The sequence below is a fragment of the Acidovorax sp. SUPP3434 genome, assembly GCF_030159015.1.
Lineage (GTDB): Bacteria > Pseudomonadota > Gammaproteobacteria > Burkholderiales > Burkholderiaceae_C > Paracidovorax.
This window is the reverse complement of record NZ_BQXL01000002.1, coordinates 559,031-584,782: the sequence shown is the minus strand read 5'-3', so window position 1 is coordinate 584,782 and position 25,752 is coordinate 559,031. Positions and strand designations below refer to the sequence as shown.

Below are 25,752 nucleotides of genomic sequence, written 5' to 3'. Positions count from 1 at the left end.
ATTTTCACTACCGTACTGAAGAGACACTGACCATGCAACACCTCAAGATCTCCACCCGATTGATCATGGGATTCGGGCTGCTCGCCACCCTCGGCGTCGCCATTGCGCTGCTCGCCGCGCTCCGCATGCAGGGCCTGGCCAAGGACCTGACCGAAGTGTCGACCAACCGCATGGTCAAGGTGGCACAGTTCACCGACATCAAGGACAACCTGAACAACGGCGCGCGCGCGGTGCGCAACATCATCATCTCCAACGACCCGACACTGCGCCAGGGCGAGAAGAAGAAGGTTGCCGAAGCTCGCGCGGCCAATGCCGCACTGCTCCAGCAACTGGATGCGTCGCTGGCCCTGCCGGTGACCCGCGAGCAACTGCGCATCATCAACGCCAACCGCGAGCCTTACAACCAGGCCATCGATCGGGCCATCGCTCTGGCGGAAGCCGGTGACAGCGCAGCGGCGGGAACGTTACTGATCAAAGAAGTGCGCACCCTGCAAAACGCCTTGTTCGGCGCCGTGGACGCATCCCGCGAAATCCAGCGTGGCCTGGCCAATCAAGTCGCCAAAGAGGCCCTGGCCCATGCCAACAACATGGCCATGGTGCTGGGGGTGGCCGCAGCGCTGATGCTGGTCGTCAGCGTGCTGGTCGGCTGGCTCATCGTTCGTGATCTCTCCCGTTCGCTGGGCGCGGAACCTTCCGCGTTGGCGGCAGCCGCCAACAATGTGGCGGCCGGCGACCTGAGCGCGGCACTGGTGGTGCGCAGCGGCGACACGGTGAGCGTGATGGCCGCCATGGCCCGCATGCAGGAGGCGCTGACTTCGGTGGTGGCCACCGTGCGCCATGGCTCCGACGGCGTGGCCACGGCCAGCGCCGAGATCGCCCAGGGCAACAGCGACCTGTCCGCCCGCACCGAACAGCAAGCCAGCGCGCTGGAAGAAACCGCGGCTTCGATGGAGGAGCTGTCCAGCACCGTGAAACAGAACGCGGACAACGCCCGCCAGGCCAACCAGTTGGCCGTGAGCGCATCGACCGTCGCCGTTCAGGGCGGTCAGGTGGTGAACGACGTCGTGAGCACGATGAAGATCATCGACGATAGCTCCAAACGCATCGCCGACATCATCGGCGTGATCGACGGCATCGCCTTCCAGACCAACATCCTGGCGCTCAACGCCGCCGTGGAGGCCGCCCGGGCCGGCGAGCAAGGCCGTGGTTTCGCGGTGGTGGCCAGCGAAGTGCGCAACCTGGCGCAGCGCAGCGCAGAGGCCGCGAAAGAGATCAAGTCACTGATCGACAGCAGTGTCGCCCAGGTGGGCGAGGGCACGGCGCTGGTGGCGAAGGCCGGCAGCACCATGACCGAGGTGGTCACGGCCATCCGCCGCGTCACCGACATCATCGGAGAGGTGAGCGCCGCCAGCACCGAGCAAAGCCAGGGCGTAGCCCAGGTGGGCGAGGCCATCGTCCAGATGGACCAGGTCACCCAGCAGAACGCGGCCCTGGTGGAGGAAAGCGCTGCGGCAGCCAGCAGCCTGAGCACGCAAGCCCAGCAACTCCTGCAGGCCGTGGCCATTTTCAAGCTCGGCGCACAAACGGAGGCGAGCAACGCCATGGCACACCAGGCAGGGCCATCGTTCAGCGGGCAGGCGGGCGTCGGAAAAAGGCATGCCCAGCCCGTAGCGAACACCCGTGCCATCCCCAGGCTCAGCGCCATGGCCGGCCGCTGACCAAGGCGCCCTGCGGCTGCAGATCAAGCGCTCAGATGATCTCGCAGGGCTTTCCAGCCGGCCACTGAGGCAGGCACGTCTTCGGCGCAGGCGGCCTCTTCGAGGCGGCTGGCCACTTGGTGGCCTTCGCTGCGGCCCAGCGTGAGCAGTACGGTGCGCAGGTTGTGCGCCAGCCGGCGCAGCGCGGCCAGGTCGGCCACGGCGGCGGCCCGGTCCCCCTCAGCGCGATCCTTGGGGAATTGCAAAAAGCAGCGCTCGCGATAGCTCTCGAACAGGCGGCGGTTGTTGGCGAAGTGCGTGGCCACCGCGAGGGTTTCGTGCTCCGCCAGCCCCTCCACCGCCAGGGCGGCAGGCGCGGGCGGCGCAGGGAGAGGACTTTGGCCGGCCAGTTGCAGGGCATCCCGCACGCAGCCTTGCAGATCGCCCACCGAAGCCGGTTTGGCCAGCGTACGCCAGATGTTCATCGACGCCAGTTGCTCGCGCACCTTGGTGTTCAATCCCGCGCTGAACACCACGACCTTGGCGTCCGCGGCGAGGGAGCGGTCGGCGGCCATGCGCTGGATCAGCCCCATGCCGGATTCCCCGGGCATCATCAGATCGGTGATCACCAGCTGGACACGGTGCTCCGCCAGGAACTGCAGCGCCTGCTCCACGCTGCTGCAGATCTGCAGCCGCACCGGCAGGTCGTCGAGCACCATGCCGACGAAACGGGACACCAGGGCATCGTCTTCCACCAGGAGGACGACGGGTTCATCCATGGCGCAGCGTTTCCAGGCAGGCCTGCAGCGCCCCGGGCAATTCGGCGACCAGCCGGGGCTTGTGGATGACGGCCACGCCCTGCAGGGCAAAGGCATAGGGCGCGCGTTGCGATTCGTCGAGCGAGGTCACCACGATCAGCTCGCTGCGCGCGAACTGGGGATGGGACCGCAGCGTGGTGATCAGGGTCGCGCCATCCAGGCCGGGCAGCAGGATGTCCACGATGAGGATGTCCGGCTGCAGCTGCCCGTACAGGGCCAGCCCGGCGATGCCGTCATCGGCCACCTGCAGCCCCAGTTCCGGAAACTGCTGCTGCACGATGAGCTGGATGAGGTTCTGGAAGTGCGTCGAATCCTCGATGAGCAGCAGCAGGGGCTTTTTCGGCATGCCGGCTTCGGTCCCGGCCCAGGCATCGTCCGCCCGGCGGTTGTGCGGCTGCGCCGGGGCGGCCTTGTTGCCCTGCAGCCATTGCTGCACGGATGCGCGGGAAATGCGCCGGTGCCCGCCGGGCGTCTTCCAGGCTTGAAGCTCCCCGCGATCCACCATGAGTTGAACGGATCGAACGGCCATACCGAGCAGCTTGGCCACCTCCAGGGTGGTGCAGTGATCGGTCACGTCGGAGATCTCAGGAGCAGATGTTGCCATGCGTGAATTGTGCCGCTGTTGGGTTCAAAACAAACAAATTTAAAGATGATAAAAATGATTTTTCTGATTAAAATCAGACAACGACGCTGTTTTTTATTTCTATCATTTTCTCACCATCCGATCCCATGGCCCTCACCGCTCGTCGTCCCTGCTCAAGCGTCTGGCAAAAAGCCGGCGCCGCGCTTCCATGGGGCGAGCCTGGCCTGACGCGCCCTGCCCGGAACCCTGAGATCGGTCAAGGTAAAGGCACAGGCCGACACGGGCAAACGGGCACCGGCCCCTATGATGCGCTGACACCCCAGGCCGCCTTCCCGGCGGGCCTGCATCCCGAGGACATCGCGCGCCCCTTTTCCTGCAGGGCGCGGCCCTGAAGAAATGGATGGCATGAAGCGGATCGTCCTTTCCCTCTCGCTGCTTTCCGGGGCCTGCCTGGCCGCATGGCCGGCGGTGCAGGCCGGGCCGGTGTCCGATCGGGTGCGCTCGACCGGGGTCTTGCGGGTCTGCATCTGGCCCGACTACTACGGCGTGACCTACCGCCATCCCCGCACGCGCGAGTTGAAGGGCATCGACATCGACCTGTCGGCCGAACTCGCGAAAGACCTGGGCGCGCGCCTGGAATACGTGGATTCGTCCTTTCCATCCCTGGTGGCCGACCTCACCAGCCGCCGGTGCGACGTGGCCATGTCCGCCATCGCCGTGACCCCGCAGCGCCAGCAGGTGCTGGATTTCACGCAGCCCTACCTGCACAGCGACGTGTACGCCATCACCACCAAGAACAATGCCGTGGTCACGCAATGGTCCGACATCGACCAGCCCGGCGTGCGGGTCGGCGTGCAGCAAGGCACCCTGACGGGGCCGATCATGGCGGCGCAGTTGCAGCATGCGCGGGTGGTGCCGGTCGATGCGCCCGCCACGCGCGAGCAGGAGCTCATCTCCGGCCGCGTGGATGTGTTCATGACCAACTACTTCTACAGCCGCCAGTTGCTGGACAACGCCAACTGGGCCAAGCTCCTCGTGCCGGCGCATTCGATCCGGGTCGTGCCCTACGCCTACGCGGTGCGGCCCGGCGATGGGGCCTGGCTGCGGCAGATGGAGGATTTCGTGGTCCGCATCAAGCGCGACGGCCGGCTCAAGGCCGCCGCGGAAAAGAACGGCCTCGGCCAGGTGATCGAGCCCTGACATGACGATGAAACGCCGCGCTCCCTCCCCTCCCTCCCTCGCGGCGGAACCGGCGCTGCGCTTTCGCGGGCTGCCGGCCAGCGGCCTCGTGCTGGCCGCCGGCGTGGCGGCCGCGCTGCTGGCGGCGGCCGCGATGGCCCTGCTCGCCGTGAACGACATGCGTGCGACGATGACCGCCAGCCAGGTGCAGGCCCAGTTGCTGGCCCGCATCATCGAAGACCAGGCCGCCCGCACGTTCGATGCCGGCGACATGGCGCTGGGCGTGCTCGCGCATTCGCAGGCACTGACCGATGCCCCCACCAGCACGCAGGCGATGGAGGTCGCGATGCGGCAGGTGCTGGCCGGGCTGCCCTTCATGCGCGGCGTGGCGGTGGTGGACACCAAGGGCCTGGTGGTCGCCAGCACCGTCACCGGCGAGGCCGGCACCTTCATCGACGTCACGGGCCTGGGGCCCTGGGTGGAGGAAGAACGCCAGCGCATCGGCCCGCTGGTGCCGGGCCGCAGCCTGGGCAGCCTGCGCCGCACCACGCCCCCCGACGTGGCCCCGGCGGGCATGTCGTTCATTCCGCTGCTGCGCGGTTTTCGCACCAACGGCGGCCGGGATCTGATGCTCGTGGGGCTGGTCAATCCCGGTGCGCTGTCGAACTTCCAGTACCTCACCCTGGAATCCCTGAGCTACGACGCGGTGATCGCCAGCGACGACGGTCAGGTGCTGGCCAGCTCCGCGCCCGCCGCCGCCCTGGTCGGCCGGCGGATCGACAACCTGCCCGTCTTCCACAGCTACCTGCCCCACCGCGACTTCGCCAGCTACATCGGCCAGGGCGTGCTGGGCAGCGACCGCATCCTGGCCTTTCGCGCCTCGCGCGACAAGCCGCTGGTGGCGATCGTGGAGGAGCCCTACGCGATGGCGCAGGACCGGTGGCTGCAGGAGGCCCAGAGCATGCTCGGCATCGGCCTGGCCGCCGTGCTGCTCGCTCTCGGATTGACCGCGACCGCCTGGCGCGGCCTGCGCGCGCGCGAGGCCGCGCAGCGCTCGATGAACCTCGCGCAGCGAAAGATCGCGCAGAGCCAACACGATCTGGCGGTGCTCATCAGCAGCGTGCAGGAGCTGATCTTCCGCACTGATGCGCACGGCGTCATCACCTATGCCAACGCGCGGTGGGACACGATCAGCGGACGCAGCCCCTCGCATGCCGTGGGGCAGACACTGCCGGACATCGTGGACTCGGTCAGCCGCAACGAGGTCGTGGCCATGCTCGACACCGAATCCACGGCGCAGGCGCGCACCTGCCAGGCGCTGATCCGCAGCGCCGATGGCCGCCACCTGCTGTTCGAGCTGGCGGTGGTCCCGCTCATTAGCGAAGGGCGCATCGCCGGCTTCGCCGGCAGCGCGGTGGACGTGACCGGCCGCTGGGAGGCGCAGCTCAAGCTGCAGGCCCAGCTGGCCTTCCAGAACCTGCTGCTCGAAACCACGCCCCTGCCCATGTCCCTGACCGACAAGGACCATTGCGTGGTGCTCGTGAACCGCGCCTGGGAGGAATACAAGGGCCGGGGCCGCGCGCTGGTGATCGGCGAGCGGCTGCATGCCTTCCTGCCGCCGGACGAGGCCAACGTCGTGGTGGAGGCCAACCAGCGCCTGCTGATGCAGGGCGGCAAGATGACGCTGGAGACCCGGCTGCTTCACGGCGACGGCACCCACCGCGACGCCCGCGTCTTCAAGGCAGCGCTGACCGACGAGATGGGCCATGCCACCGGCGTTCTGAGCATCCTCATGGACGTGACCGACTTCCGCATGGCCGAGCGCGCCATCCAGGAGGCGCGCACCGCGGCCGAGGAGGCCTCGCGCACCAAGTCCGAGTTCGTGGCCAACATGAGCCACGAGCTGCGCACGCCGCTGCAGTCGATCATCGGGTTCGCCGAGCTGGGCGCGCTGCGCAGCCCGGCCGATGCGCGGCTGGCCGGCATGTTCACCGACATCCACTCCTCAGGGCAGCGCATGCTCACGCTGGTCAACGACCTGCTGGACGTGGCCAAGATCGAAAGCACGGTGGGTACTTTCCACCTGGAGCGCACCGACCTGCGCGGGCTCATCCGCTCGGTCGCGCGGGAGTTCGACCCCCTGCTCGCCCGGCACCGGCTGTACCTGCATTTGGAGCTGCCAGATCTGCCGCTGGTCGCCAAGGCCGATCCGCTGCGGTTCCAGCAGGTCGTGCGCAACGTGCTGGCGAACGCGGTCAAGTTCTCGCCCGGGGGCTCGACCATCGAGCTGCGCGGCTTCATGGACGGCCTGGGGCAGATCCACATCGAGATCGAAGACAGCGGCCCGGGCGTGCCCGAGGAAGAGCTCGAGCGCATCTTCGAGGCCTTCATGCAGTCGAGCAAGACGCGCGACGGCTCGGGCGGCACCGGCCTGGGCCTGGCCATCTGCCGCAAGATCGTCGAGGCCTTCGGCGGGCGCATCCATGCGAGCAACACGGCCCAGGGCAGCGTGTTTCACATCGTCCTACCGGCACGCGGCGCGTCCGAAACCACGCCGGCGCCGCTGACCTCCACGGTGTAGCGCCTGGGCACTGCGGCGTGCGGGCAGCGCACGCGGCCAGGTTCTTCAGCGCACGCCGGCGCGCTCAGTACTTCGCGAAATTCGCCGTGATGCGCTGGCGCAGGTAGTCGCCCGCGGTGATCGGCGGGTACTTGCGGCCCGGGCCTTCCACCACGGCATCCTCGTTCGCCTGGCAGAAGAACGCCAGGCTGTAGCGCGCACCCTGGTATTCGTGCGGCAGCGGATCGCGCACGCGGTGGAAGTTGCTGGGCAACTGGTCGTCGCTCCAGCGCGTCAGCATGTCGCCGATGTTGCAGGTGATGACGCCTTCGGCCGGCTCCACGCTGGTCCACTGGCGGCTCTCCATCTCCTTGCCGGGCAGCACCTGCAGCCCGCCCTGGCCCGGGCGCTGGAACAGCAGCGTGAGGCAGTCGAAATCCGTGTGCGCGCCCGCGCGCCACAGGCCCAGTTCGTCCTTGAGCGCCGGGTCCACGGCGAAGTAGTGGAGCATGCGCAGGGTGCTCTGGTAGGCCGCGCTCGACGGGTCGTGCGCACGGGTGAAGAAGTCCGGATCGAAACCCAGCCGGTCCGCGAAGCACGACAGCAGCTGCATGCCCACGTGCCAGCACTGCGCCTCGAAGCGCAAGGTGGCTTCCTGGAACCCCGGCAGCTCGGCCTCGCTGGGCCACAGGCCCGCCATGCGCGGCCGGGTGACCTGGTAGGACTCCTTCTGGTCCGGCGTGCGCGTGGACGGGCGCACCTGCGCCTTGTGCTCCCAGCCGGCATTGCGCGCCAGGGGCCACTGCGCCTTGGTCTCGCGCGGCAGGTCGAAGAACGCCTGGGCGCGCGCGAACGCGTTGCGGATGTCCTGCACCGGAATGCCGTGGCCGGTGACCTGGAAGAAGCCGATCTCGACCGAGGCGCTCCACAACTGCTCGGCGATCTCGGCCTTGCGGTGTTCGAAGTCGGACAGGTCGATGCGCCGGATTTCGCGGGCGCTGGTTTCCGCGCCCATGCCGCCCATGCGGGCTTCCTTTTCCAGTTCGCCGCGCACATCGGCGGTGGCGTCTGCGGGGTCGGCAGGGGAGATGGCGGGGGGGTTGGCGGTGCTCTGCTGCATGGCGGGTTTCCTCATCGGATGAACCAAGGCCCATGGCGGACACGGCCAGGCAGGCACGCGCCACGGGGCTCTTGAAGGGGACAAAGGCGGCGACTGGCGGCACGCATTCGCCAGGACGGCAACGGCGCGCCGGCGGCCACCACCGGCTTCAAGAGCAATGACCCGCCGATGGGGCCCGCACGGGGCAGGCCATCGGGCTGAACGCTTCTACTCTTGCGGGGCGTGCAAGCAAATCGCAGGCCAATCCGTGCGCAGCGGGTGGACCAGCGCTACGGCGCCGCGGCAGCACGGGCCGCCGCGCCGCGTCTCACCGCAACGGGGACCGCCACGCACCACCCGTGTGCCTGCCCCGCCGGAAATGCACCAGCGGCGACATATGCCTCCGCCGCACCACACGCGCCCACACCCTGAGCCGACTCCAACGGCGTCGTGCAGGCACGCTTCATGCAACGCCGCCTCCGAGTAGAAGCGTTCAGCCCGGCCCGTTCCCCCACGGCGCCGTTGCCCGGAAATTGCTCAGTTCGCACCGATGCACGGCGCAGATGCGCCGTGGCCGGCTGTCATCCCCGAACCTGGAGCCACCGCCATGCAACGCCGCCGATTCCTCGCCACCTCCGCCACCACCCTCCTGTCCGCCACCCTGGCCGCGCCCGCCGTGCACGCCCAGGGCAAGGCCACCACACCGCTCAAGTTCACGCTCGACTTCCGCGTGACCAGCCAGACCGCGCCGTTCTTCCTGGCCGCCGCCAACGGCTACTACAAGGACGAGGGGCTGGACGTGGCCATCGACGTGGGCTCGGGCTCCGTGGCCTCGATCACGCGCGTGGCCAGCGGGGCCTACGACCTGGGGCTGGGCGACATCAGCGCGCTGGCGGAGTTCCACGCGCAGAACGCCGATGCGCCGGTACAGGCCATCTACCAGTACTACAACCGCGCGCCCTTCGTCATCATCGGCCGCAAGGACCGCGGCGTGACCACCGACTTCCAGTCGCTCAAGGGCAAGCGCGTAGCCGCCGCCGCCGTGGAATCCACGCGCCGCAACTGGCCCATGGTGGCGCGCCAGCTCAACACCAGCCCCGACCTGTTCCAGTGGGTGACCACCGACTTCAGCGCGCGCGACAACGTGATGGTGCGCGGCGACGTGGACGCGGCCACCTACTTCCACGACTCGGCGGTATCCCTGTTCGCCCGCATGCCGCCACAGGACCTGGCCGTGCTCGAGTACGGCAAGACCGGGCTCAATCTCTACGGCAACGCCATCCTGGCCGGCCGGCTGCTACAGGAGCGGCCCGACGTGGCGCGGGCCTTCCTGCGCGCCACGAACCGGGCGCTGCGCGAGACGCTCTCCAACCCCGACGCGGCGATGGCCGCCATCAAGGCGCGCGAGCCCATCCTGAACATGGACATGGAACGCGCCCGCTGGGCCATCACGCGGCAATACCTCGCCACGGCAGAAACGCAGGCCATCGGCCTGGGCAGCGTGAACCCCGAGGTGCTCGCGCGGCAGATCGACGAGATCGCCACCACCTTCGGCCTGGCCCGCAAGCCGGCGGCCGAGCGCGTGTTCAACCCGGCGTTCCTGCCCGCTGCGGCCGACCGCAAGGTGCCGGCCTGAAAGCGGAGACCGCCCTATGAACATGCCTGCTTCCCCCGCTTGCGAACTGCCCGAGGAAGTCCCCCTCGCCCCGCGCGACGGCCTGTACCTGCGCCGCGCCATCGCCCTCGCCGACCAGGCCCGCGAGCGCGGCAACCGACCGTTCGGCGCCGTCATCGTGGGTGCGGACGACCGCATCCTGGCCGAGGCCTGGAACGCCAACGGCGAAACGGGCGACTGCACCGCGCATGCCGAGACCTCGGCCGTGCGGCTGGCCAGCCCGCACCATCCGCGCGAGGCCTTCGCGCAGGCCACGCTGTATTCGTCCGGCGAGCCCTGCGTGATGTGCGCCGGCGCGATCTTCTGGGCCAACATCGGTCGCGTGGTGTACGGCATCGATGCCGTGCGGCTGCGCGCCTTTCGCGGCGAGCGGCTGGACCAGCGCGACGCCGAGCTGTCGTGCCGCGACGTGTTCGCGGCCTCGTCCCATGCCATCGAATGCATCGGCCCGGCGCTGATCGAGGAGTCCTCGGCCTCGCACCGGGGCGCATGGAAAGCCTGAAGCCCATCCCCTGCGCCCGGTCGGCATCGAATCGGCCCGATGCCGGCGGATATCATGCCGGTCTAGCTCACGATTTGATAGCAACCGCATGACCTGGCACGCCCACCTGCAACTGGACTACCGCCGCGAGGCCGAGCGCACGGTGGCGCGCTTCGAACACGGCGGCCCGCTGCGCATCCTGCAAAGCCTGTACCCGGAAGGCGATGCGGTGTGCCACAACGTGCTGGTGCATCCGCCCGGCGGTTTGGTGGGGGGCGACACGCTGGACATCCGCACCACCGTCGCGGCCGGCGCGCACGGCCTGGTCACCACCCCCGGCGCCACGCGCTTTTACCGATCCACCGGTGCCCCCGCCTTGCAGCGCGCGCACGCCGTGCTGGCGCCCGGCGCGCGGCTCGAATGGCTGCCGCTCGAAGCCCTTTGCTACAACGCCTGCCAGGCCGAAAACCGGCTCACGCTGGAGGTGGCCCCGGGCGCCGAATGCCTGGGCTGGGACGTCACCGCGCTCGGGCTGCCCCACGCTGGCCAGCCGTTCGAATCGGGCCGCTTCACCCAGCACATCGAGGTGCCGGGCGTGTGGCTGGAGCGCGGCCGCATCGACGCGGCGGACCGGCTGCTGCTCGACGGCCCGCTGGGCCTGGCGGGGCACCGCTGCATGGCGTCGGTCTTCTTCATCGCCGGCGAGGCCCTGACGCGGGAGCGGCGCGAAGGCGCGCTGGACGCCGCCCGCGCCGCCATCGACGCGCACCCGCTGGCCACCACAGCCGGCGCCACCAGCCCCCATCCGAACGTGGTGGTGGTGCGGGTGCTCGCGCCCGTGGTGGAGCCCGCCATGGGCCTGCTGCAGGCCGTTTGGGCGGCCTGGCGTGCTCAGTGCTGGGGCATGGCGGCGCAGCGGCCGCGCACCTGGTCGGTGTAGCGTGCCAGAGGCGCGCATTCGGCGTACGGCGTGCGATACGTCCCGACACCCGGCATTACAAAAACGCACGGGCCACGGCAGAACCCCCTCCTAGAATCGGCCGGCCGCGCTGAACCGCCCGGGCGCCCTGCCCGTTGCGCATGCTCCTTTTGCGCGGCGCCAACCCTTTCAACCCGCCATGTCCGATCCCTACGCCCTGGAGCGCAGCCGACCCCACGCCCCCGGATGCCTGCAATCGAAAATCGCACTGCAATTCGACGGAAAAGTCCTGCGCGGCACGGGCACGCAATCCGTCCTCGCGCTACCCGCCGTGTCCGGCAAGCCCAAGAACGGCCACTTCGACTACTCCACCGAATGGCAGAAGACCCGCAACGCCGGGCCCATCCCCGAAGGGGACTACTGGATCCAGCCGTCCGAGATGTGGGCCAACAACTGGCTCAAGAACCTGTACCGCTCGCCGCGCGCGGCGTGGGGCAACTTCCGGCTGACCATCCACCCCTATCCCGACACCGAGACCTACGGGCGCGGCGGCTTCTTCATCCACGGCGGCTCGACACCGGGCAGCGCCGGATGCATCGACCTGACCGTGCACATCGACAAGTTTGTCGAGAAGCTCAAGAACGAACTGGGGGGTCTGCACGAATGCTACATCCCGCTCACCGTCCGCTACCCGGCCGAATGAAGGCCCGCAGCACCACCGCGCTCCTGGCCTTGGCTCTGGCACCGGGGCTGGCCCTGGCGGAAGTCAGCGACAAGACGCCGGCCCTCTGGCACATCTGGGCCGTGGCCCTGGGTGCCTCGGCCGTGTGCATGGCGGGGATGGCCTGGCGCCGGTGGCTGGGCGCGGCGCTGGCCGTGGTGCCCGCGCTGTGGTTCGCCGGGCTGCTGCTGGAGATCCATTCCACCGACGTCGGGCCCTACCTGTATGCCGAACAGGGCTGGAGCTACTACCTGCAGGCGTACCTGGCGCTCGCACTGTTCCTCGCCACCCTGGTGCTCGGCCTGCGCCTGGGCGAGCGGCGGCGAAGGGCATCCGGCGCGGCGGCCGGGGCCCAGTCGCGGCCTTGAAGAGGCCGCCGCCCCCAAGGCGGCCCTCTTCGCGTCAGAACGTGCCCGGAAACGCCCCGCCGTCGGCCAGCACGTTCTGCCCCGTCAGGTAGCCCGCCTGCACGCTGCACAGGAACGCGCAGATCGCCCCGAACTCCTGCGGCGTGCCGTAGCGGCCGGCCGGAATGGCCGCCTGGTGCGCGCGGCGCACATCGTCTTCGCTCTTGCCGGTCTTCTGGACGGTCGCCTGGATATTGGCCGACAGGCGATCGGTGTCGAACTTGCCCGGCAGCAGGTTGTTGATCGTCACGCCCTTCGCCGCAATGGAGCTGCGCGAGGCGCCCGCCACGAAGCCCGTGAGGCCGCTGCGCGCGCCGTTGGACAGGCCCAGGATGTCGATGGGCGCCTTCACCGCGCTCGACGTGATGTTGACGATGCGCCCGAAGCCACGCGCCGCCATGCCGTCCACCGTGGCCTTGATCAGCTCGATCGGCGTGAGCATGTTGGCATCCACCGCCTTGATCCAGGCATCGCGGTCCCAGTCGCGGAAATCGCCCGGCGGCGGGCCGCCCGCGTTGGTGACCACGATGTCGAACGCCGCCCCGGGCCCGCCCGCCACGGACAGCGCGGCGGCGCGGCCCTCGGGCGTGGTGATGTCCGCCGCCACGGCCAGCACGACCGGCTGCGGGTGCTTGTGCGCCAGCGTGGCCGACTCGTTGGCCGCCGCGGCCAGCAGCTGCGCCGCGGCCTGGTCCAGCGCCTCGGCGTTGCGGGCGTTGATCACCACGTTCACGCCCTCGCGCACCAGCGCCTCGGCGCAGCCATACCCCAATCCCTTGCTGGCGCCGCACACCAACGCCCATTTACCGGCAATACCCAGGTCCATAGTCTCCTTTCACGGCCGGTCGTCCGGCCCGTTGCGAATCACACCAAGAGGCACCGAAGGCGCCCTGCTTCCGGTGCGCCAGCGATCGAAGGACCATGATACGAAGCGCGACGCGCCAGCGCCGGGCAAGGGGAATGCGCGGCGCCAGGCACCGGCTCCGCAGGACGTCAGCCCGCGGGCTTGCGCGCCGCCATGCGGGTGAAGACGAAGATGCCCGTGAGCACCAGCGCCGTGCCCGACGCCACCCACAGCGTGAACGGCTCGTCCAGCAGCCACACCCCCATCAGGATCGTGGACAGGGGCCCCACCATGCCGGCCTGCGCGGCCAGTCCCGCGCCCACGCGCTCGATGGCCATCATCACCAGCAGCACCGGCACCGCCGTGCACAGCGTGGCGTTCAGCAACGACAGCCACAGCACCTCGGGCGCCACCACCGCCGCGCCCAGCGGCCGCAGCACCGCGAACTGCAGCAGGCAGCACACGCACGCCACCGTGGTCGCCAGGCCCACCAGGCGCAGCGAGCCGATGCGCTTGACCATCTCGCCGCTGTACACCAGATAGACCGCATAGCTCACGGCCGACAGGAACACCAGCAGCACCCCCCAGGCCACGTACGCACCCTGCAGGCCCGCCTCGTGCCCGAACACCAGCACCACGCCGCAGTAACTGATCGCCATGCCCAGCATCTGCCCCCAGCGGATGCTGCGGCGATACAGCACCCAGCCCAGCACCACCACCAGGGTCGGGTTGAGGTACAGGATCAGCCGCTCCAGGCTGGCGCTGATGTACGCCAGCCCGGCGAAGTCGAGAAAGCTCGCCAGGTAGTAGCCCGTGAACCCCAGCCAGGCCACGCCCGCCCAGTCGCGGCGCGTGAGCGGCGCCTTACCGCGGCTGGCCCACCACGCCATGGCCGCGAAGATCGGCAGCGCGAACAGCATGCGGTACATGATGAGCGTGACCGCGTCCACGCCGTGGCGATAGGCCAGCTTGACGATGATGGCCTTGCCGCTGAAGGCGATGGCGCCGACCAGGGCGAGCGCCATGCCGGCGGCCACGCCGGCATTCGGCGCGGGCAAAGGCCCCGAGGGCTGCACTGGAACGGAAGCGGACGCTTCGACGGCAGGGGCCGTGGAGCGCGCGGTATCGGGGGGTGTGGACTGCTGCATGGATTCGGCGGGTTGGGCAGCCCGGTGCGTTGGCCGGGTGCGCATTCATTCAGTGTCGCATGCAGGTGGCCGCACAGCCATCGGCCCTGTGCGCGGCCCGCCCCGCGATCGGCGATACCGGCGAAATCGCGGTGCTTTGCGGCGGCATTGCGGGCGGTGCGGGATGGCTCCGCGAAGCACCTCGATCATTTGCTGAACGGTTACGCACTGCAACCAACCCATACAGCAACACATGGGGAATCAAGCCATTTCTTCGCCATAATCCGCCCCGTTCACGCAAGCCTCCGCGTGACTGAAAAACAAAGGGAGTCAGGGTCAATGGTCGATCTTCTGAAGGCGCCGCAGGAAGCCCTGCGGTCTGTGCTCGGGCGCAAGAATGCGCCGCAATATGCCACCCGCCTGTTCCAGTTGCGGGACATTCCATCGGTGATGCGCTCGCGCTTGGGGTGGCCGGTGGCGGCGGCGTTGATGGAGCGGTGGTTCAGCAGTGCGGCCTTCGCGATGTCTCAGGAAATGAAAGAAAGCCGAGCGCCCTATCGGCTGAGTCAATTGAGCCCGGCGCAATTGGAGGCGACCACCGTCACTATGGCGTGGGCTCTGGGATTCGCACGCGTCCAGAATGCGATGGCCAGCCTGCAAGCCAAATGGTCGAGTCCAGCCGGAATTGCACAGCTGAAAGACCGTGTTGAAAAGCAAAGCAGGGGACGCAATCAACAGTGCTGGCGCTTTGGCGACTTGAATCAACCCGCCAAAATACTTGAAGACACCTGCCAGGTGAATTACCTCGCGTTTGGCCAATGGAGCGATCCGATGGACGACTTCTACGGCGCAATGGGCGAGACGCAGGTCAACGTGGCAGTTTCTGGATTGGTGACCCCACAGGGACCAGGTAAAGCGACTGTGGACATCAATGAACTGGGCTTCTATTTGCGCGATGCCTACGATTTCAATGACGGCAAATCTTTCATTTCTCAACCGCTGGGCTGCTGGGGCTTCAGTGGCGTGGAATGTGGAGTTCGCACACAGCTGAGCGTGCCTCTGCAGGAAGTGGTCGTGGACGAATCACCTGCAGCCGTGCAGAACCGCAAGTACATCGTCCAGAACAAAGACTTTCGCAACTGGCGCACGAAAAATCAAAGAGGAGGCGACTTTATGGTGCTATCGGATGTGCGTCGAGTGCGGCTCCCTTTTCCACAAAAAATCTCCTGGTGAGATCCATGAAAAATTTTTCGAACAAATACCTTCGATGGGCATCCTGGGCCGTGCTCTGTGCCGCAGCGACAGCAGCGCTTTGGTATGCATGCACTCCAACATTGAAAGGCATCTCCATCAGTCCTCGCAAGGTCTATCGACTGGAGTATTACGACGCTTCGCTGGTACAGCGCCTGCGCTACCACCAAATGAAAATTCCTTCATTGGTTCGCTTGTACAAAATCCATCCAGAGACTTTGCTGGGCGAAAGCGATGTCGTGGACCTCTGGATCAACGGCCAGTTGTATTGGTACCTCAACCCGCCCATGAACAAGGTGCGTGTAGGGCGCGACGTGGTGTTCGAGAACATTCCGCCGGAGTGCGCTGACTGTCCACCGCTGACCGATGCCGAAATCATGCCTTGACGCATTGCAGCACCGGTGCCTTCATCCCACACGGCCTGCGCTCAACCGTTCTCCGACTCTGCTCAGTTCACCACCTTGACGTCGGCTGGAATCGATTGGTTCCATTGGAGCGATGGCGGCTCGCCAGTGCCGCTCCGATTGCCGCGCAAGAGCGTATCGCGCATCGCGCTGGCGTTCTGCAGACGCAGCGCTGGGACGACATTGTGCTCGACCAGCGAATTGCCGATCGAATCCCAGAGCTCGATCGAGCCCTGTGCCTGGTCCACTAAAGTATTTCGGCGAACGATGTTGGTCTGCGTGATGCGGTCCGTGTACCAGACGTCGTTGCCCACGCCGGCCGGATTGCCGCCGTGCACTTCCAGAACGCCTGCGTACCGGATGGTGTTACCCAGGATCTGGTGGTGCCAGCCGGGAATCATCCCTCGGCCCATTTCGTAGATGCCGGTGGACTGGACCAGGGCACTATCGGCCCCGCCGGCCACGCCGAGGCGGTTGTTCGCCTGCACCACGTCGGCCGAGGGATAGAAGCTGTTCTGCCCTCCGTTCACGTGATAGTCGTTGTTGACGAACAGCATGCGGCCGAGCGTGCTCACCACGCTGATGACCGAGGTGCCGTCGGGATCCACCGTCCAGGGTTTGTCGAGCACCAATGTGCGGTTGTCGAGTGCTCGGAGCACATACCGCATCTGCCCGGCGCCCTGCCCCGACAGGACCATCGCGGAAAAGCCGGGCGCCGAGCTCGGATCCCTCAGGTCGCCGTCCAGCGTGAGCGTCGTGCCTGACGCGGCAACGGCATGGCCGAAGAAGATGCCGTTGCCTTCATCGAGCGTGAGCCCCCAGACCGAGTCCGAAGGGGGCCGGTCCGTTTCGCTCCGGTTGCGGGCGTAGTAGACATCGGACGACGGCGCTGCGAAAGACCGTTCTGCCGCGCCCCTCGGCGCCTCCAGCGCCATTTGCCGGAAGGTGTTGTTCGTGATGACGGCGTTCTGCGCGAAGTGGTTGAAGCGCAGCGCCTCGTGGTACCACGTGAACGTGTTGTCCGTCACGGTGACGGCAAACACGTTGCCGTTGAACTGCACCGGGTAGCCCGCACGGATGTCGTTGCCACGCACCAGCACATTGGACATCTTGGCGGCGAAGATGCCGTTGGCATCGTTGGGCTTGCCATCGCCCAGGTCGATCTTCACGTTGACGACGTAGGGGGTCGAGACGCTGTCGGCAAGCGCCATGTGGTTGAACCGGATCGCATCGCCCTGGGTCATCAGCGGAGCGATGATCGACAGGCCCTCGACGCCGTACACGGCTTCGCCATAGTCGTAGTTGAAGCCGCCCTGGCTCAGTGCCAGGCCCTTTCCTGCCAGCAGGGGGCCGTCCGTGGCCGCGGGAAAATACAGTTCCGTGACACCCATGCCCTGGCCTTTCACGCGCACATGGTTCGGAATGCGCAATCCGAACCCCTGCGCATAGAGGCTGGACAGCGTGTAGCGGCCAGCCTGCAGCGCGATGGTGCCGCCTGCGGCGGCACACGCGAAAGCGTCGGTGAAGCTTTTGTCATCCGGCTGGCCGTTTCCCCGGGGAGGGGGCACGGTGCATTCGGCCAGGGGCCAATCGACGCGCCGGGCGATCTGGATGGCATCGACCCCGGCAGGCCCCTGGGAACGGTCCGGGCCCGCACCGAAGCCGGAAAAGCGCTTCCATGCACCGGGGCCACCCCACCCGTTGTGGAAGTACAGCCGATACGCGCCGGGTTCGACCCAGGCCGGCACGTTGAAGCTGGCGGTGAACGCGGCTTCCGCAGGCTCGACAGGCTCGGCCTGCAAGGTCGTCACCAACCGATCGTCCTTCACCAGCGCAATGACGGGCGTATTGCCGGAGGACGACAGGCCTCCCAGCGCCGTGCCGAACACGTTCAGCCGGCCGCCGGGGCTCGCCGCCGCGCCCATGTCCCCCTGCACGAACCAGACATCGGGGGCATTCACCTGAGCGATCGGGCCTGTCGTTCCATTGGCGAGGATGCGGTATTCGTAGACCCCCGCGCCCTGGTTTGGCGGCACGAACTTCACCGATTGGGCCGTGGCCTGCAGCGGCACGATGTCGACCCAGGCACCGCCGCTGCTCTGTTCACCGGCCAGTGGATTGCCAAGTGGCAGGTCGTCCAGGCGCCGGGCCTGGACCGTGGCGTCCGGCGCGGCGTTGGCGGCGCTCACCACCACGGTGTCGTCGGGGGCCACCGGCTGCGAGGCCCAAAGGCCGACGGGGCGAGTTTCGCTAGAGCGTGTTATGAACTTTGCTCCGTGAGAGCGAAGCCAAGGGTAGAGCTTGCAGATGCCCCGCAAGCCCTACCCAACAGACGTCAGCGATGAAGAATGGAGCTTCGCTGCGCCTTACCTGAGCCTGATGGACCAGCACGCGCCCCAGCGCGAGCATGATCTGCGAGAAGTCTTCAACGCGCTGCGCTGGCTGGTGCGCGCGGGAGCGCCCTGGCGGATGCTGCCCAACGATCTGCCGCCCTGGGAAGCGGTTTACCAGCAGAGCCGGCGGTGGCTGGATGCGGGCTGCTTCGAGGCCATGGTCTCTGATCTGCGCTCCATCATCCGCGTGGCCCAAGGGCGCCAGGGCCAGCCCAGCGCCGTGGTGATGGACGGACGAACGCTGCAATCGAGTTGCGAGAGTGGCCCACGTGCAGGCTATGACGGCTACAAACGCAAGCGAGGCAGCAAGGTGCACATGGCCGTGGACACGCTGGGCCATCTCCTGGCGGTACATGTCACGCCGGCCGACGAGCAAGAGCGCGCTCAGGTGCACCAGTTGTGCGAGGACGTGCAGCAGGCCACTGGCCATACGGTGCAACGGGCCTGGGCAGACCAAGGCTACACGGGTAAAGCGGCATCCAAGGCGGCGCAGGACAACGGCATCGATCTGCAGATCGTGAAGCTGCCCGAGGCGAAGAAAGGCTTTGTACTGCTGCCGCGGCGCTGGGTGGTGGAGCGAAGCTTTGGTTGGCTGGCGAGGTTCCGCAGGCTCTCCCGGGACTATGAGCGGTTGCCGGAAGTGCTCGGCGGGCTGCATTTTCTGGTGTTTGCAGTGCTCATGTTGCCCGCCGCTGCACGGGTGCTAGCTGCGGCGGGAAGTTCATAACACGCTCTAGCCGCTACCGTGGCCTTTGCGCTGGAAGCCGTGGCGATGGCAGACGCGCCGGATCGGATGGATGCGGCCCCTGCCGCCGAGGTCTGCGACCACCCGGTTTCGCACACGATCAACAAGGTGGCAGCACAGGCCGCACCCACGGCAGTACGTGGCATCGATCGCGTCATGGGTCTTTTTCCTGAAGCTGCCGGTTTGGCGGATCGATGCTAGCGAGACCCAGGCATCGCCGGGAAAGTGTTGTGTATCCATCGGTTGCCCCCAAGAAAAACGGCACCCGAAGGTGCCGTCGTTCTCAATCGTGAGAGGGTACCCAGCCGGGACGTCAGTCCTCGACGAAGGCTTCCTCGCGCTTGTTCTTCACGGCCGGCAGCAGCACGATGATGAGCAGCAGCACGGCGGCAGCCAGCAGGCCGGCGGAGATGGGGCGCGTCACGAACACGCTCCAGTCGCCACGCGACAGCAGCAGGGCGCGGCGCAGGTTTTCTTCCATCATCGGTCCCAGGATGAACCCGAGCAGCAGCGGCGCGGGCTCGGTGCCCAGCTTGTGGAACAGGTAGCCGATGAAGCCGAAGATACCGACCAGCCACACGTCGAACGTGTTGTTGTTCGTGCCGTACACGCCCACCGCGCAGAACAGCACGATGGAGGGGAACAGCCAGCGGTAAGGCACGGTCAGCAGCTTGATCCACAGGCCGATCAGCGGAAGGTTCAGGATGATCAGCATCGCGTTGCCGAGCCACATCGAGGCGATCAGGCCCCAGAAGAGTTCGGGGTTGCTCGTCATCACCTGGGGGCCAGGCTGGATGTTGTGGATCGTCATGGCACCCACCATCAGCGCCATCACGGCGTTGGGCGGAATGCCCAGCGTCAGCAGCGGGATGAAGGAGGTCTGCGCGCCGGCGTTGTTGGCCGACTCGGGGGCCGCCACACCGCGGATGTTGCCCTTGCCGAAAGGAACTTCGCCGGGTTGCAGCTTGGTCTTCTTTTCGATGGTGTAGGCCGCGAAGGCCGCCAGCAGCGCGCCGCCGCCGGGCAGGATGCCCAGGGCCGAGCCGAGGGCCGTGCCGCGCAGCACGGCGGGGATCATGCGCTTGAAGTCTTCCTTGGTCGGCATGAGGCCATGCACCTTGGCGGTGAACACCTCGCGGTCGTCTTCGGGCTTGGACAGGTTGGCGATGATTTCGCCGTAGCCGAACACGCCCATGGCGATCACGACGAAGTTGATGCCGTCGGTCAGTTCAGGGATGTCGAAGCTGTAGCGGGCGACGCCCGAGTTCACGTCGGTGCCCACCAGGCCCAGCAGCAGGCCCAGCACGATCATGGCGACGGCCTTGAGCAGCGAGCCCGAGGCCAGCACCACGGCGCCGATCAGGCCCAGCACCATCAGCGAGAAGTATTCGGCGGGGCCGAACTTGAAGGCGACTTCGGTCAGCGGCGGCGCGAAGGCGGCCAGGATCAGCGTGCCCACGCAGCCGGCGAAGAACGAGCCCAGCCCGGCGGCGGCCAGCGCGGGACCCGCCCGGCCCTTGCGCGCCATCTGGTAGCCGTCGATCACGGTCACCACCGAGGATGATTCGCCCGGCAGGTTCACCAGGATGGCGGTGGTCGATCCGCCGTACTGCGCGCCGTAGTAGATGCCGGCCAGCATGATGAGCGCGGCCACCGGGGGCAGCGCATAGGTGGCGGGCAGCAGCATGGCGATGGTGGCCACGGGCCCGATGCCCGGCAGCACGCCGATCAGCGTGCCCAGCAGGCAGCCGATGAAGCAGTAGATGAGGTTCTGAAACGTGAAGGCGACGCCGAAGCCGGTCGCCAGGTTGTCAAACAATTCCATGGTTTTCGATGCTCCTGCTCAACCCGAAATGAAACTGGGCCACACAGGGAACTGCAGCTTCAGCGCCCACACGAAAGCCACGTAGCTGCCCACCGCCAGGACCGTGGCGAGGATGAACACCTCCTTGGCACTGAAGGTGTCGCCGGCCAGGCTGGCGATGAACACCAGCGCGTAGATCGCGACGATCAGGCCCATGGCCGGCACGCCGAACGAGGGCAGCCCCGCCAGCAGCACGCCGAACGCGAAGTTCGAGGCCAGGATGAAGAACAGCTGCTTCCACGCCCACTTGCCGACCTTGTCGCCATCCACGCTCTCCACCACCGTGGCGTAGAACGTGATCGCCACGCCGAGGATGGCGAGCAGGATGCCCAGGATCAGGGGAAAGTAGCCGGGGCCCATGCGGGCGCCGTTGCCGATGTTGTAGTTGGAGGCACCGACCGCGAAGGCCACGCCCACACCCATGAACATGAGGCCCGAAAAGAAATCTTTCTGGCTCTTGATTTTCACGAAAACGTCTCCTTACAAGAACTTGACGGGCGATTGTGCAGTCCGGTCCACTCGGGATCGATGTGGATTCCACCTATCCGGCGCCTAGGGAAAACCGCAGGGTGGCGCCTCGGAAAAAGCCGCGCCGGCGCGCTACGGCAGAGCGTCCGCAGGCGGTGGATGAAGGGCCCGGCACGGCTCGGACAACGCTCGCGCAGCCGGCCCCCGGGGGCCGCGCGCGGCGGCGCGGTCTACTCCATCGGCGGCGTGGCCGCGATCACTTCTTCCAGCGTGGTGATGCCTTCGGCCACGCGCAGCGCGCCGGCCAGGCGCAGCGGGCGCATGCCGTCCTGCACGGCCTGGCGGCGCAGCACGTCGATGGAGGGCGCCTGGTTGATGCGGTCCTTGAGCGCCTCGCTCACGGTGAGCAGCTCGTACAGGCCCATGCGGCCATGGAAGCCCGTCATGCGGCAGTCCACGCAGCCCACGGGTTTGTAGGGCTGGTAGCCGCCGTTGAGCTTCCACGGCTTGACCACGGCGGCCAGCGCCTCGGCCGAGGCCGCCTCGTCCTTTTGCTTGCACTGCTTGCACAGCGTGCGCACCAGCCGCTGCGCCAGGATGCCCAGCAGCGTGGCGTTGATGAGGTAGGGCGGCACGCCCAGCTCCATGAGCCGCGTGACGGCGCTGGGCGCATCGTTGGTGTGCAGCGTGCTGAACACGAGGTGGCCGGTGAGCGCGGCCTGCACGGCCATGTCGGCGGTGGCGAGGTCGCGGATCTCGCCCACCATGATGATGTCCGGGTCCTGCCGCATCAGCGCGCGCAGGCCTTCGGCGAAGTTGAAGTCGAGCTGCGGCTGCACCTGGGTCTGGTTGAAGCTGGGCTCGATCATTTCGATCGGGTCTTCCACCGTGCTCACGTTGACCTCCTCGGTCGCCACGCGCTTGAGCGTGGAGTACAGCGTAGTGGTCTTGCCCGAGCCCGTGGGCCCGGTCACCAGGATGATGCCGTGCGGGCGCTTGACCAGCGCCTCCCAGCGCGTGGCGTCGTGCTGCGCGAAGCCCAGCGCGTCCAGGTCCTTGACGGCGTTGTCGGGGTCGAAGATGCGCATCACCATCTTCTCGCCGAAGGCCGTGGGCAGCGTGGACAGGCGCATTTCCACCTCGTCGCCGCGCGGGTTGCGGGTCTTGATGCGGCCGTCCTGCGGGCGGCGCTTTTCCACCACGTCCATGCGCCCGAGCAGCTTCACGCGCGAGACCATCGCGTTGAGCACGCCCATGGGCATCTGGTAGACCGGGTGCAGCACGCCGTCGATGCGAAAGCGGATCACGCCCTGCTCGCGGCGCGGCTCCAGGTGGATGTCGCTCGCGCGCTGGTCGAAGGCGTACTGCCACAGCCAGTCCACCACCTTGACCACGCCCTGGTCGTTGGCATCGAGCTGCTTGTTGCTCTTGCCCAGTTCCACCAGTTGCTCGAAGCTGCTGCCCGCCGAGGCCCCGCCGGCCTTCTGCGCGGCGCGCACCGACTTGGCGAGCGCGAAGAACTCGGCGGTGAAGCGCTGGATGTCCTGCGGGTTGGCGACCACGCGGCGCACCGTGCGGCGCGCCTGCCGTTCCACCTCGGCCACCCAGTCGTCGATGAAGGGTTCGGCCGTGGCGATCACCACCTCCTTGGGCGTGACCTGCACGGGCAGCACCTTGTGGCGCTCGGCGTAGCTGGCGCTCATGGTGTCGGCCACGCGGCCCACGTCCACCTTCAGCGGGTCGATGCGCAGGTAGGCCAGGCCGCTGCGCTGCGCCAGGTACTGCGTGAGCGCCTCGGCATCGAGCGGGCGGCCGTCGCTCGCGCGGGCCATGGCCACGTTGGCCAGGCGCACCAGCGGGTGTTGGCGGCTTTCGGCCTGCGAGCAGCGGGCGATGGTGCGCGCGGCCTCCTCGGCCGAGATCACGCCATCGGCCCGCAGCCAGTCCACCAGCCGGCGCCACTCCAGCGGCCCGGTATGGGCAGGGGGCTTCGTCGGGGTGTCGGTGGGGGTGGCGGTGCTCATGGGCGGGCCTCGTTCAAAGGAGAGGAAGGGCGAGCGCAGCGGTACGGCGGCTGCAGCAGCACGCACCACGGTGAAAGGCCGAAGCGGCCCGCGTCATGCGGCCACCGGCTTGAAAACGCGCGCCCACTTGGTGGCCGGCAGGTCCCAGCGGGCCTGCACGGCCTCGGCGCGCGCGAGCAGGTCGGCGCGCTTGGGCCGCGTGGGCGTGCGCTGCGCCAGCACCACGGTGTTGCCTTCGCGCGTGGGCTTGAAGGCCCACAGTGCGTCGGCGCCGAAGGCCTCGGCCATCTTGCCCAGGCTGCGCTCGTAACTGGAGGCGCGGCCGAACAGGTTGACGGTCATGGCGCCGTCCTCGGACAGCAGTGCGCGGCAGTCGGCATAGAAGGCGGCGCTGTCGAGCACGGGCGCGGCGGCGTCGTGGTCGTACAGGTCCACCTGCAGGGCATCGACCGTGCCCAGCCACATGGGGTCGCGGATCTCCGCGGCGGCATCGCCCAGGATCACGCGCAGCTTGGGGCCGTCGGGCGGCAGCTTGAACCAGGCGCGGCACACGGCCAGCACCTGGGGATTGAGCTCGATGGCGGTGGCGCACATGCGCAGCTTCTTGTGGCAGAACTTGGTGAGGGCGCCGGCCCCCAGGCCCAGCTGCATCGCATGGCGCTTGGTGACGCTGGCGGGCTCGACGAAGAGCAGCCAGGCCATCATGCGCTGCACGTATTCCAGTTCGAGCTCGAACGGCTCGGCCACGCGCATGGAGCCCTGGATCCACGGCGTGCCCAGGTGCAGGTGGCGCACCTCGCCATCGTCCGAGACGCTCACTTCGGGCAGGGCTTCGCTGTCGTTTTTCTTGCGGGTCAAATCGTCACACCAATCCATAAGGGGCCAGGGCGGCAGCCCAGGCGTTCAGTTTCTTGTCGAAGCTCCATGAGGCATTGGCCGGGCTGGTGGAGGGCAGCCGCAGGGACTGCACGCCGCCCTCCAGTAGCGCGGGCGGCAGCCCCAGGTGGGCGCGCACGGCCTTGGCGTGCCGGAAGCTCTCCCCGCCATTGTGGGCGATGGCGGCCAGGCGGGGGCACTGCGCCCGCAGCGCCCGGAAATCGTTCACCACGGCGTTGCGGATGTCGGTGTCCAGGCTGCCCTCGCGCTCGCAGGCGGCGTACACGTCCCACAGGCCCAGGCCCCGGTCCAGCAGCCAGGCGCAGCGCCCGGCATAGTCGTCCCGCCCCGGCAGCACGGGCTGCGGCCACAGCGCCTGCAGGATGCGCCAGAAGTGGTTCTGCGGGTGCCCGTAGTACTGCCCCGCGCGCAGCGAGGCCGCGCCGGGAAAGCTGCCGAGTACCAGCACCACGGTGCGCGGCGAGACGACCGGCGCCAGCCCGACAAGACGCGGGGCCGCCGCCGGCACCGGACCGGAAGGCGGGGGGAACCAGGGCTCAGGCGGATCGGAGGCGGAATCCATGGCGGCCATCATCGGGGGGCATTGGGGAGAAAAAGAGGGGAACGGGGAATCGGCGGGCCCAGCGGTGTCGCGAGACCGGGCCGGGGCGCACGGCGACGCAGCAGATTACTATCAATATCATAGCAACATGCCCTAGTACTGATTGTGCTGGCGGCCCAAAAGGCTCAGATCGCCAGCAGCGCCCCTAGCCGCGGCAGCGCCGCACAGGCGTTGGCCCGCGTGGCCTGCGCCAGCTCCGCCACTGGCATGCCGCGCAGCCCGGCCACCACCTCGGCGATGCGGGGCAGCTCGCCCGGCGCATTGCGCGCGGGCGGTGCGCCGGCGGCCCGCTGGGCGGCGGTCACATAGAGCCAATGCGGGGGAATGTCGGGGGCATCGGTCTCCAGCACCAGCGATTCGAGCGGCAGTTCCGCCGCCAGCCGGCGCAGCTGCAGCGCGCGGTCGAACGTGACCGCCCCGCCGAAGCCGAGCTTGAAGCCCATGGCGATGAACGCCTGAGCCTGCTGCAGGCTGCCGTTGAAGGCATGGGCGATGCCGCCGCGCACCGGCCGCTCGCGCAGGCCCTTGAGCACCTTGTCCGACGAGCGCCGCACGTGCAGGATCACCGGCAGGTCGAATCGCTGCGCCAGCTGCAGCTGCGCCCGGTAAAAGCGCTCCTGCCGCGGGCCGTCCAGCGTGGGCACGAAGTAGTCCAGGCCGATCTCGCCGATGGCGACCAGGCGCGGGTCGGCGTGGTGGGTCTGCAGCGCCCCGGCCAGCGTGTCCACGTCGCCATCGCCCGCGCGGCCGGTGAACAGCGGGTGGATGCCGAGCGCGTAGCTGTCGCCATGCTGATGCGCCAGGCGGCGCACGGCGTCCAGGTTGCCCAGCTCCACCGCCGGCAGCACGCAGTGCGCGACACCGGCGCGCGCGGCCTCGGCGCGCACCTGGGCCAGGTGCGCGGGCCCGGCATGCGCCTCGAACTCGTCCAGATGGCAGTGGGTGTCGATCCAGGTGTGCATGCGCGGATGATGCCCGAGGCGGCAGGCCCTGCG

24 protein-coding genes are annotated in these 25,752 nt (G+C 67.9%); 12 read left to right on the top strand and 12 right to left on the bottom strand.

Translation table 11 applies throughout. The features are described 5' to 3' along the window. The first annotated feature begins 32 nt into the window (after positions 1–32). Positions 33–1,718 (top strand): methyl-accepting chemotaxis protein, encoded by a 1,686-nt coding sequence (locus AVKW3434_RS06380; RefSeq protein WP_284405176.1) that lies wholly within the window; start codon positions 33–35, stop codon positions 1,716–1,718. A gap of 23 nt (positions 1,719–1,741) precedes the next feature. Here the strand turns inward: AVKW3434_RS06380 and AVKW3434_RS06375 are convergent, their stop codons facing one another. Together AVKW3434_RS06375 and AVKW3434_RS06370 are read right to left on the bottom strand one after the other, a co-directional pair. Continuing rightward, positions 1,742–2,476 carry a response regulator gene (locus AVKW3434_RS06375; protein WP_284405175.1) on the bottom strand — a complete coding sequence of 245 codons (735 nt, stop codon included), beginning with the start codon at positions 2,474–2,476 and terminating at the stop codon, positions 1,742–1,744. Beyond that, positions 2,469–3,119, bottom strand: coding sequence for a response regulator (locus tag AVKW3434_RS06370; protein ID WP_284405174.1), 651 nt, complete (start codon positions 3,117–3,119; stop codon positions 2,469–2,471). Before AVKW3434_RS06370 ends, AVKW3434_RS06375 begins: the two co-directional genes overlap by 8 nt. Positions 3,120–3,503: 384 nt before the next feature. On the opposite strand from AVKW3434_RS06370, the gene AVKW3434_RS06365 reads away from it, so the two are divergent. Both AVKW3434_RS06365 and AVKW3434_RS06360 read left to right on the top strand, forming a co-directional pair. Beyond that, on the top strand, positions 3,504–4,298 hold the full coding sequence (locus AVKW3434_RS06365) for an ABC transporter substrate-binding protein (RefSeq protein WP_349816827.1): 795 nt from the start codon (positions 3,504–3,506) through the stop codon (positions 4,296–4,298). A gap of 1 nt (position 4,299) precedes the next feature. Beyond that, positions 4,300–6,858: a sensor histidine kinase gene (locus tag AVKW3434_RS06360; protein ID WP_284405172.1), complete on the top strand. Its 2,559-nt coding sequence runs from the start codon at positions 4,300–4,302 to the stop codon at positions 6,856–6,858. 64 nt (positions 6,859–6,922) lie between these two features. Here the strand turns inward: AVKW3434_RS06360 and AVKW3434_RS06355 are convergent, their stop codons facing one another. Further along, on the bottom strand, positions 6,923–7,957 hold the full coding sequence (locus tag AVKW3434_RS06355) for an isopenicillin N synthase family dioxygenase (protein WP_502869034.1): 1,035 nt from the start codon (positions 7,955–7,957) through the stop codon (positions 6,923–6,925). A gap of 586 nt (positions 7,958–8,543) precedes the next feature. Between AVKW3434_RS06355 and AVKW3434_RS06350 the strand changes: the two genes are divergently transcribed. From AVKW3434_RS06350 to AVKW3434_RS06330, 5 genes are all read left to right on the top strand, one after another. Then, entirely contained in the window at positions 8,544–9,572 is a 1,029-nt protein-coding gene (locus tag AVKW3434_RS06350; RefSeq protein WP_284405171.1) for an ABC transporter substrate-binding protein, read from the top strand. Between the two features lie 22 nt (positions 9,573–9,594). After that, a complete protein-coding gene (locus AVKW3434_RS06345; protein ID WP_502869036.1) occupies positions 9,595–10,113 on the top strand; it encodes a nucleoside deaminase in 519 nt (172 codons plus the stop codon). A gap of 88 nt (positions 10,114–10,201) precedes the next feature. Further along, positions 10,202–11,032 carry an urease accessory protein UreD gene (locus AVKW3434_RS06340; protein ID WP_284405169.1) on the top strand — a complete coding sequence of 277 codons (831 nt, stop codon included), beginning with the start codon at positions 10,202–10,204 and terminating at the stop codon, positions 11,030–11,032. Between the two features lie 178 nt (positions 11,033–11,210). After that, positions 11,211–11,714: a tlde1 domain-containing protein gene (locus AVKW3434_RS06335; protein WP_284396849.1), complete on the top strand. Its 504-nt coding sequence runs from the start codon at positions 11,211–11,213 to the stop codon at positions 11,712–11,714. After that, positions 11,711–12,100, top strand: coding sequence for a hypothetical protein (locus tag AVKW3434_RS06330; RefSeq protein ID WP_284405168.1), 390 nt, complete (start codon positions 11,711–11,713; stop codon positions 12,098–12,100). Before AVKW3434_RS06335 ends, AVKW3434_RS06330 begins: the two co-directional genes overlap by 4 nt. 34 nt (positions 12,101–12,134) lie before the next feature. On the opposite strand, the gene AVKW3434_RS06325 is transcribed toward AVKW3434_RS06330, so the two are convergent. Both AVKW3434_RS06325 and AVKW3434_RS06320 read right to left on the bottom strand, forming a co-directional pair. Further along, positions 12,135–12,965, bottom strand: a complete 831-nt coding sequence (locus AVKW3434_RS06325; RefSeq protein WP_284405167.1) for an SDR family oxidoreductase — start codon at positions 12,963–12,965, stop codon at positions 12,135–12,137. Positions 12,966–13,132: 167 nt separating this feature from the next. After that, positions 13,133–14,008, bottom strand: a complete 876-nt coding sequence (locus AVKW3434_RS06320; protein WP_272569612.1) for a DMT family transporter — start codon at positions 14,006–14,008, stop codon at positions 13,133–13,135. 441 nt (positions 14,009–14,449) lie between these two features. Between AVKW3434_RS06320 and AVKW3434_RS06315 the strand changes: the two genes are divergently transcribed. Both AVKW3434_RS06315 and AVKW3434_RS06310 read left to right on the top strand, forming a co-directional pair. Next, entirely contained in the window at positions 14,450–15,343 is an 894-nt protein-coding gene (locus AVKW3434_RS06315; RefSeq protein ID WP_284405166.1) for a DUF6402 family protein, read from the top strand. Positions 15,344–15,348: 5 nt separating this feature from the next. Then, a complete protein-coding gene (locus AVKW3434_RS06310; protein WP_284405165.1) occupies positions 15,349–15,747 on the top strand; it encodes a hypothetical protein in 399 nt (132 codons plus the stop codon). Between the two features lie 62 nt (positions 15,748–15,809). On the opposite strand, the gene AVKW3434_RS06305 is transcribed toward AVKW3434_RS06310, so the two are convergent. Further along, positions 15,810–17,978 carry a hypothetical protein gene (locus tag AVKW3434_RS06305; protein WP_284405164.1) on the bottom strand — a complete coding sequence of 723 codons (2,169 nt, stop codon included), beginning with the start codon at positions 17,976–17,978 and terminating at the stop codon, positions 15,810–15,812. 94 nt (positions 17,979–18,072) lie between these two features. Between AVKW3434_RS06305 and AVKW3434_RS06300 the strand changes: the two genes are divergently transcribed. Beyond that, positions 18,073–18,885 carry an IS5 family transposase gene (locus AVKW3434_RS06300; RefSeq protein WP_284405163.1) on the top strand — a complete coding sequence of 271 codons (813 nt, stop codon included), beginning with the start codon at positions 18,073–18,075 and terminating at the stop codon, positions 18,883–18,885. An 18-nt stretch (positions 18,886–18,903) separates the two neighbouring features. Beyond that, entirely contained in the window at positions 18,904–19,104 is a 201-nt protein-coding gene (locus AVKW3434_RS06295; protein WP_284405162.1) for a hypothetical protein, read from the top strand. A 112-nt stretch (positions 19,105–19,216) separates the two neighbouring features. On the opposite strand, the gene AVKW3434_RS06290 is transcribed toward AVKW3434_RS06295, so the two are convergent. The 6 genes from AVKW3434_RS06290 to AVKW3434_RS06265 all read right to left on the bottom strand — a co-directional run bounded on the left by AVKW3434_RS06290 (position 19,217) and on the right by AVKW3434_RS06265 (position 25,719). Continuing rightward, positions 19,217–20,728 carry a tripartite tricarboxylate transporter permease gene (locus AVKW3434_RS06290; protein WP_284396834.1) on the bottom strand — a complete coding sequence of 504 codons (1,512 nt, stop codon included), beginning with the start codon at positions 20,726–20,728 and terminating at the stop codon, positions 19,217–19,219. Positions 20,729–20,746: 18 nt separating this feature from the next. Continuing rightward, complete coding sequence (locus AVKW3434_RS06285; protein WP_284405161.1) at positions 20,747–21,235, bottom strand: tripartite tricarboxylate transporter TctB family protein; 489 nt, start codon at positions 21,233–21,235, stop codon at positions 20,747–20,749. 230 nt (positions 21,236–21,465) lie between these two features. Continuing rightward, positions 21,466–23,259, bottom strand: coding sequence for a type IV pilus assembly ATPase TfpB (gene tfpB / locus AVKW3434_RS06280; protein ID WP_284405160.1), 1,794 nt, complete (start codon positions 23,257–23,259; stop codon positions 21,466–21,468). 93 nt (positions 23,260–23,352) lie between these two features. Continuing rightward, the gene (locus tag AVKW3434_RS06275; protein ID WP_372588158.1) at positions 23,353–24,135 is read right to left on the bottom strand and encodes a class I SAM-dependent methyltransferase; all 783 of its coding nucleotides are present in this window, start codon (positions 24,133–24,135) and stop codon (positions 23,353–23,355) included. Then, complete coding sequence (locus tag AVKW3434_RS06270) at positions 24,122–24,718, bottom strand: DNA-deoxyinosine glycosylase (RefSeq protein WP_284405159.1); 597 nt, start codon at positions 24,716–24,718, stop codon at positions 24,122–24,124. Before AVKW3434_RS06270 ends, AVKW3434_RS06275 begins: the two co-directional genes overlap by 14 nt. A gap of 164 nt (positions 24,719–24,882) precedes the next feature. Further along, entirely contained in the window at positions 24,883–25,719 is an 837-nt protein-coding gene (locus AVKW3434_RS06265) for a TatD family hydrolase (RefSeq protein WP_284405158.1), read from the bottom strand. Positions 25,720–25,752 lie beyond the last annotated feature (33 nt).

Bases quoted from the DNA above. Each gene is read 5' to 3' on its own strand.
- AVKW3434_RS06345 (WP_502869036.1), top strand. From the start codon at position 9,595: ATGCCTGCTTCCCCCGCTTGCGAACTGCCCGAGGAAGTCCCCCTCGCC.
- AVKW3434_RS06275 (WP_372588158.1), bottom strand. From the start codon at position 24,135: ATGGATTGGTGTGACGATTTGACCCGCAAGAAAAACGACAGCGAAGCC.
- AVKW3434_RS06370 (WP_284405174.1), bottom strand. From the start codon at position 3,119: ATGGCAACATCTGCTCCTGAGATCTCCGACGTGACCGATCACTGCACC.
- AVKW3434_RS06380 (WP_284405176.1), top strand. From the start codon at position 33: ATGCAACACCTCAAGATCTCCACCCGATTGATCATGGGATTCGGGCTG.
- AVKW3434_RS06350 (WP_284405171.1), top strand. From the start codon at position 8,544: ATGCAACGCCGCCGATTCCTCGCCACCTCCGCCACCACCCTCCTGTCC.
- AVKW3434_RS06270 (WP_284405159.1), bottom strand. From the start codon at position 24,718: ATGGATTCCGCCTCCGATCCGCCTGAGCCCTGGTTCCCCCCGCCTTCC.
- AVKW3434_RS06325 (WP_284405167.1), bottom strand. From the start codon at position 12,965: ATGGACCTGGGTATTGCCGGTAAATGGGCGTTGGTGTGCGGCGCCAGC.
- tfpB (WP_284405160.1), bottom strand. From the start codon at position 23,259: ATGAGCACCGCCACCCCCACCGACACCCCGACGAAGCCCCCTGCCCAT.
- AVKW3434_RS06365 (WP_349816827.1), top strand. From the start codon at position 3,504: ATGAAGCGGATCGTCCTTTCCCTCTCGCTGCTTTCCGGGGCCTGCCTG.
- AVKW3434_RS06340 (WP_284405169.1), top strand. From the start codon at position 10,202: ATGACCTGGCACGCCCACCTGCAACTGGACTACCGCCGCGAGGCCGAG.
- AVKW3434_RS06360 (WP_284405172.1), top strand. From the start codon at position 4,300: ATGACGATGAAACGCCGCGCTCCCTCCCCTCCCTCCCTCGCGGCGGAA.
- AVKW3434_RS06315 (WP_284405166.1), top strand. From the start codon at position 14,450: ATGGTCGATCTTCTGAAGGCGCCGCAGGAAGCCCTGCGGTCTGTGCTC.
- AVKW3434_RS06320 (WP_272569612.1), bottom strand. From the start codon at position 14,008: ATGGCGCTCGCCCTGGTCGGCGCCATCGCCTTCAGCGGCAAGGCCATC.
- AVKW3434_RS06310 (WP_284405165.1), top strand. From the start codon at position 15,349: ATGAAAAATTTTTCGAACAAATACCTTCGATGGGCATCCTGGGCCGTG.
- AVKW3434_RS06300 (WP_284405163.1), top strand. From the start codon at position 18,073: ATGCCCCGCAAGCCCTACCCAACAGACGTCAGCGATGAAGAATGGAGC.
- AVKW3434_RS06335 (WP_284396849.1), top strand. From the start codon at position 11,211: ATGTCCGATCCCTACGCCCTGGAGCGCAGCCGACCCCACGCCCCCGGA.
- AVKW3434_RS06290 (WP_284396834.1), bottom strand. From the start codon at position 20,728: ATGGAATTGTTTGACAACCTGGCGACCGGCTTCGGCGTCGCCTTCACG.
- AVKW3434_RS06265 (WP_284405158.1), bottom strand. From the start codon at position 25,719: ATGCACACCTGGATCGACACCCACTGCCATCTGGACGAGTTCGAGGCG.
- AVKW3434_RS06330 (WP_284405168.1), top strand. From the start codon at position 11,711: ATGAAGGCCCGCAGCACCACCGCGCTCCTGGCCTTGGCTCTGGCACCG.
- AVKW3434_RS06375 (WP_284405175.1), bottom strand. From the start codon at position 2,476: ATGGATGAACCCGTCGTCCTCCTGGTGGAAGACGATGCCCTGGTGTCC.
- AVKW3434_RS06355 (WP_502869034.1), bottom strand. From the start codon at position 7,957: ATGCAGCAGAGCACCGCCAACCCCCCCGCCATCTCCCCTGCCGACCCC.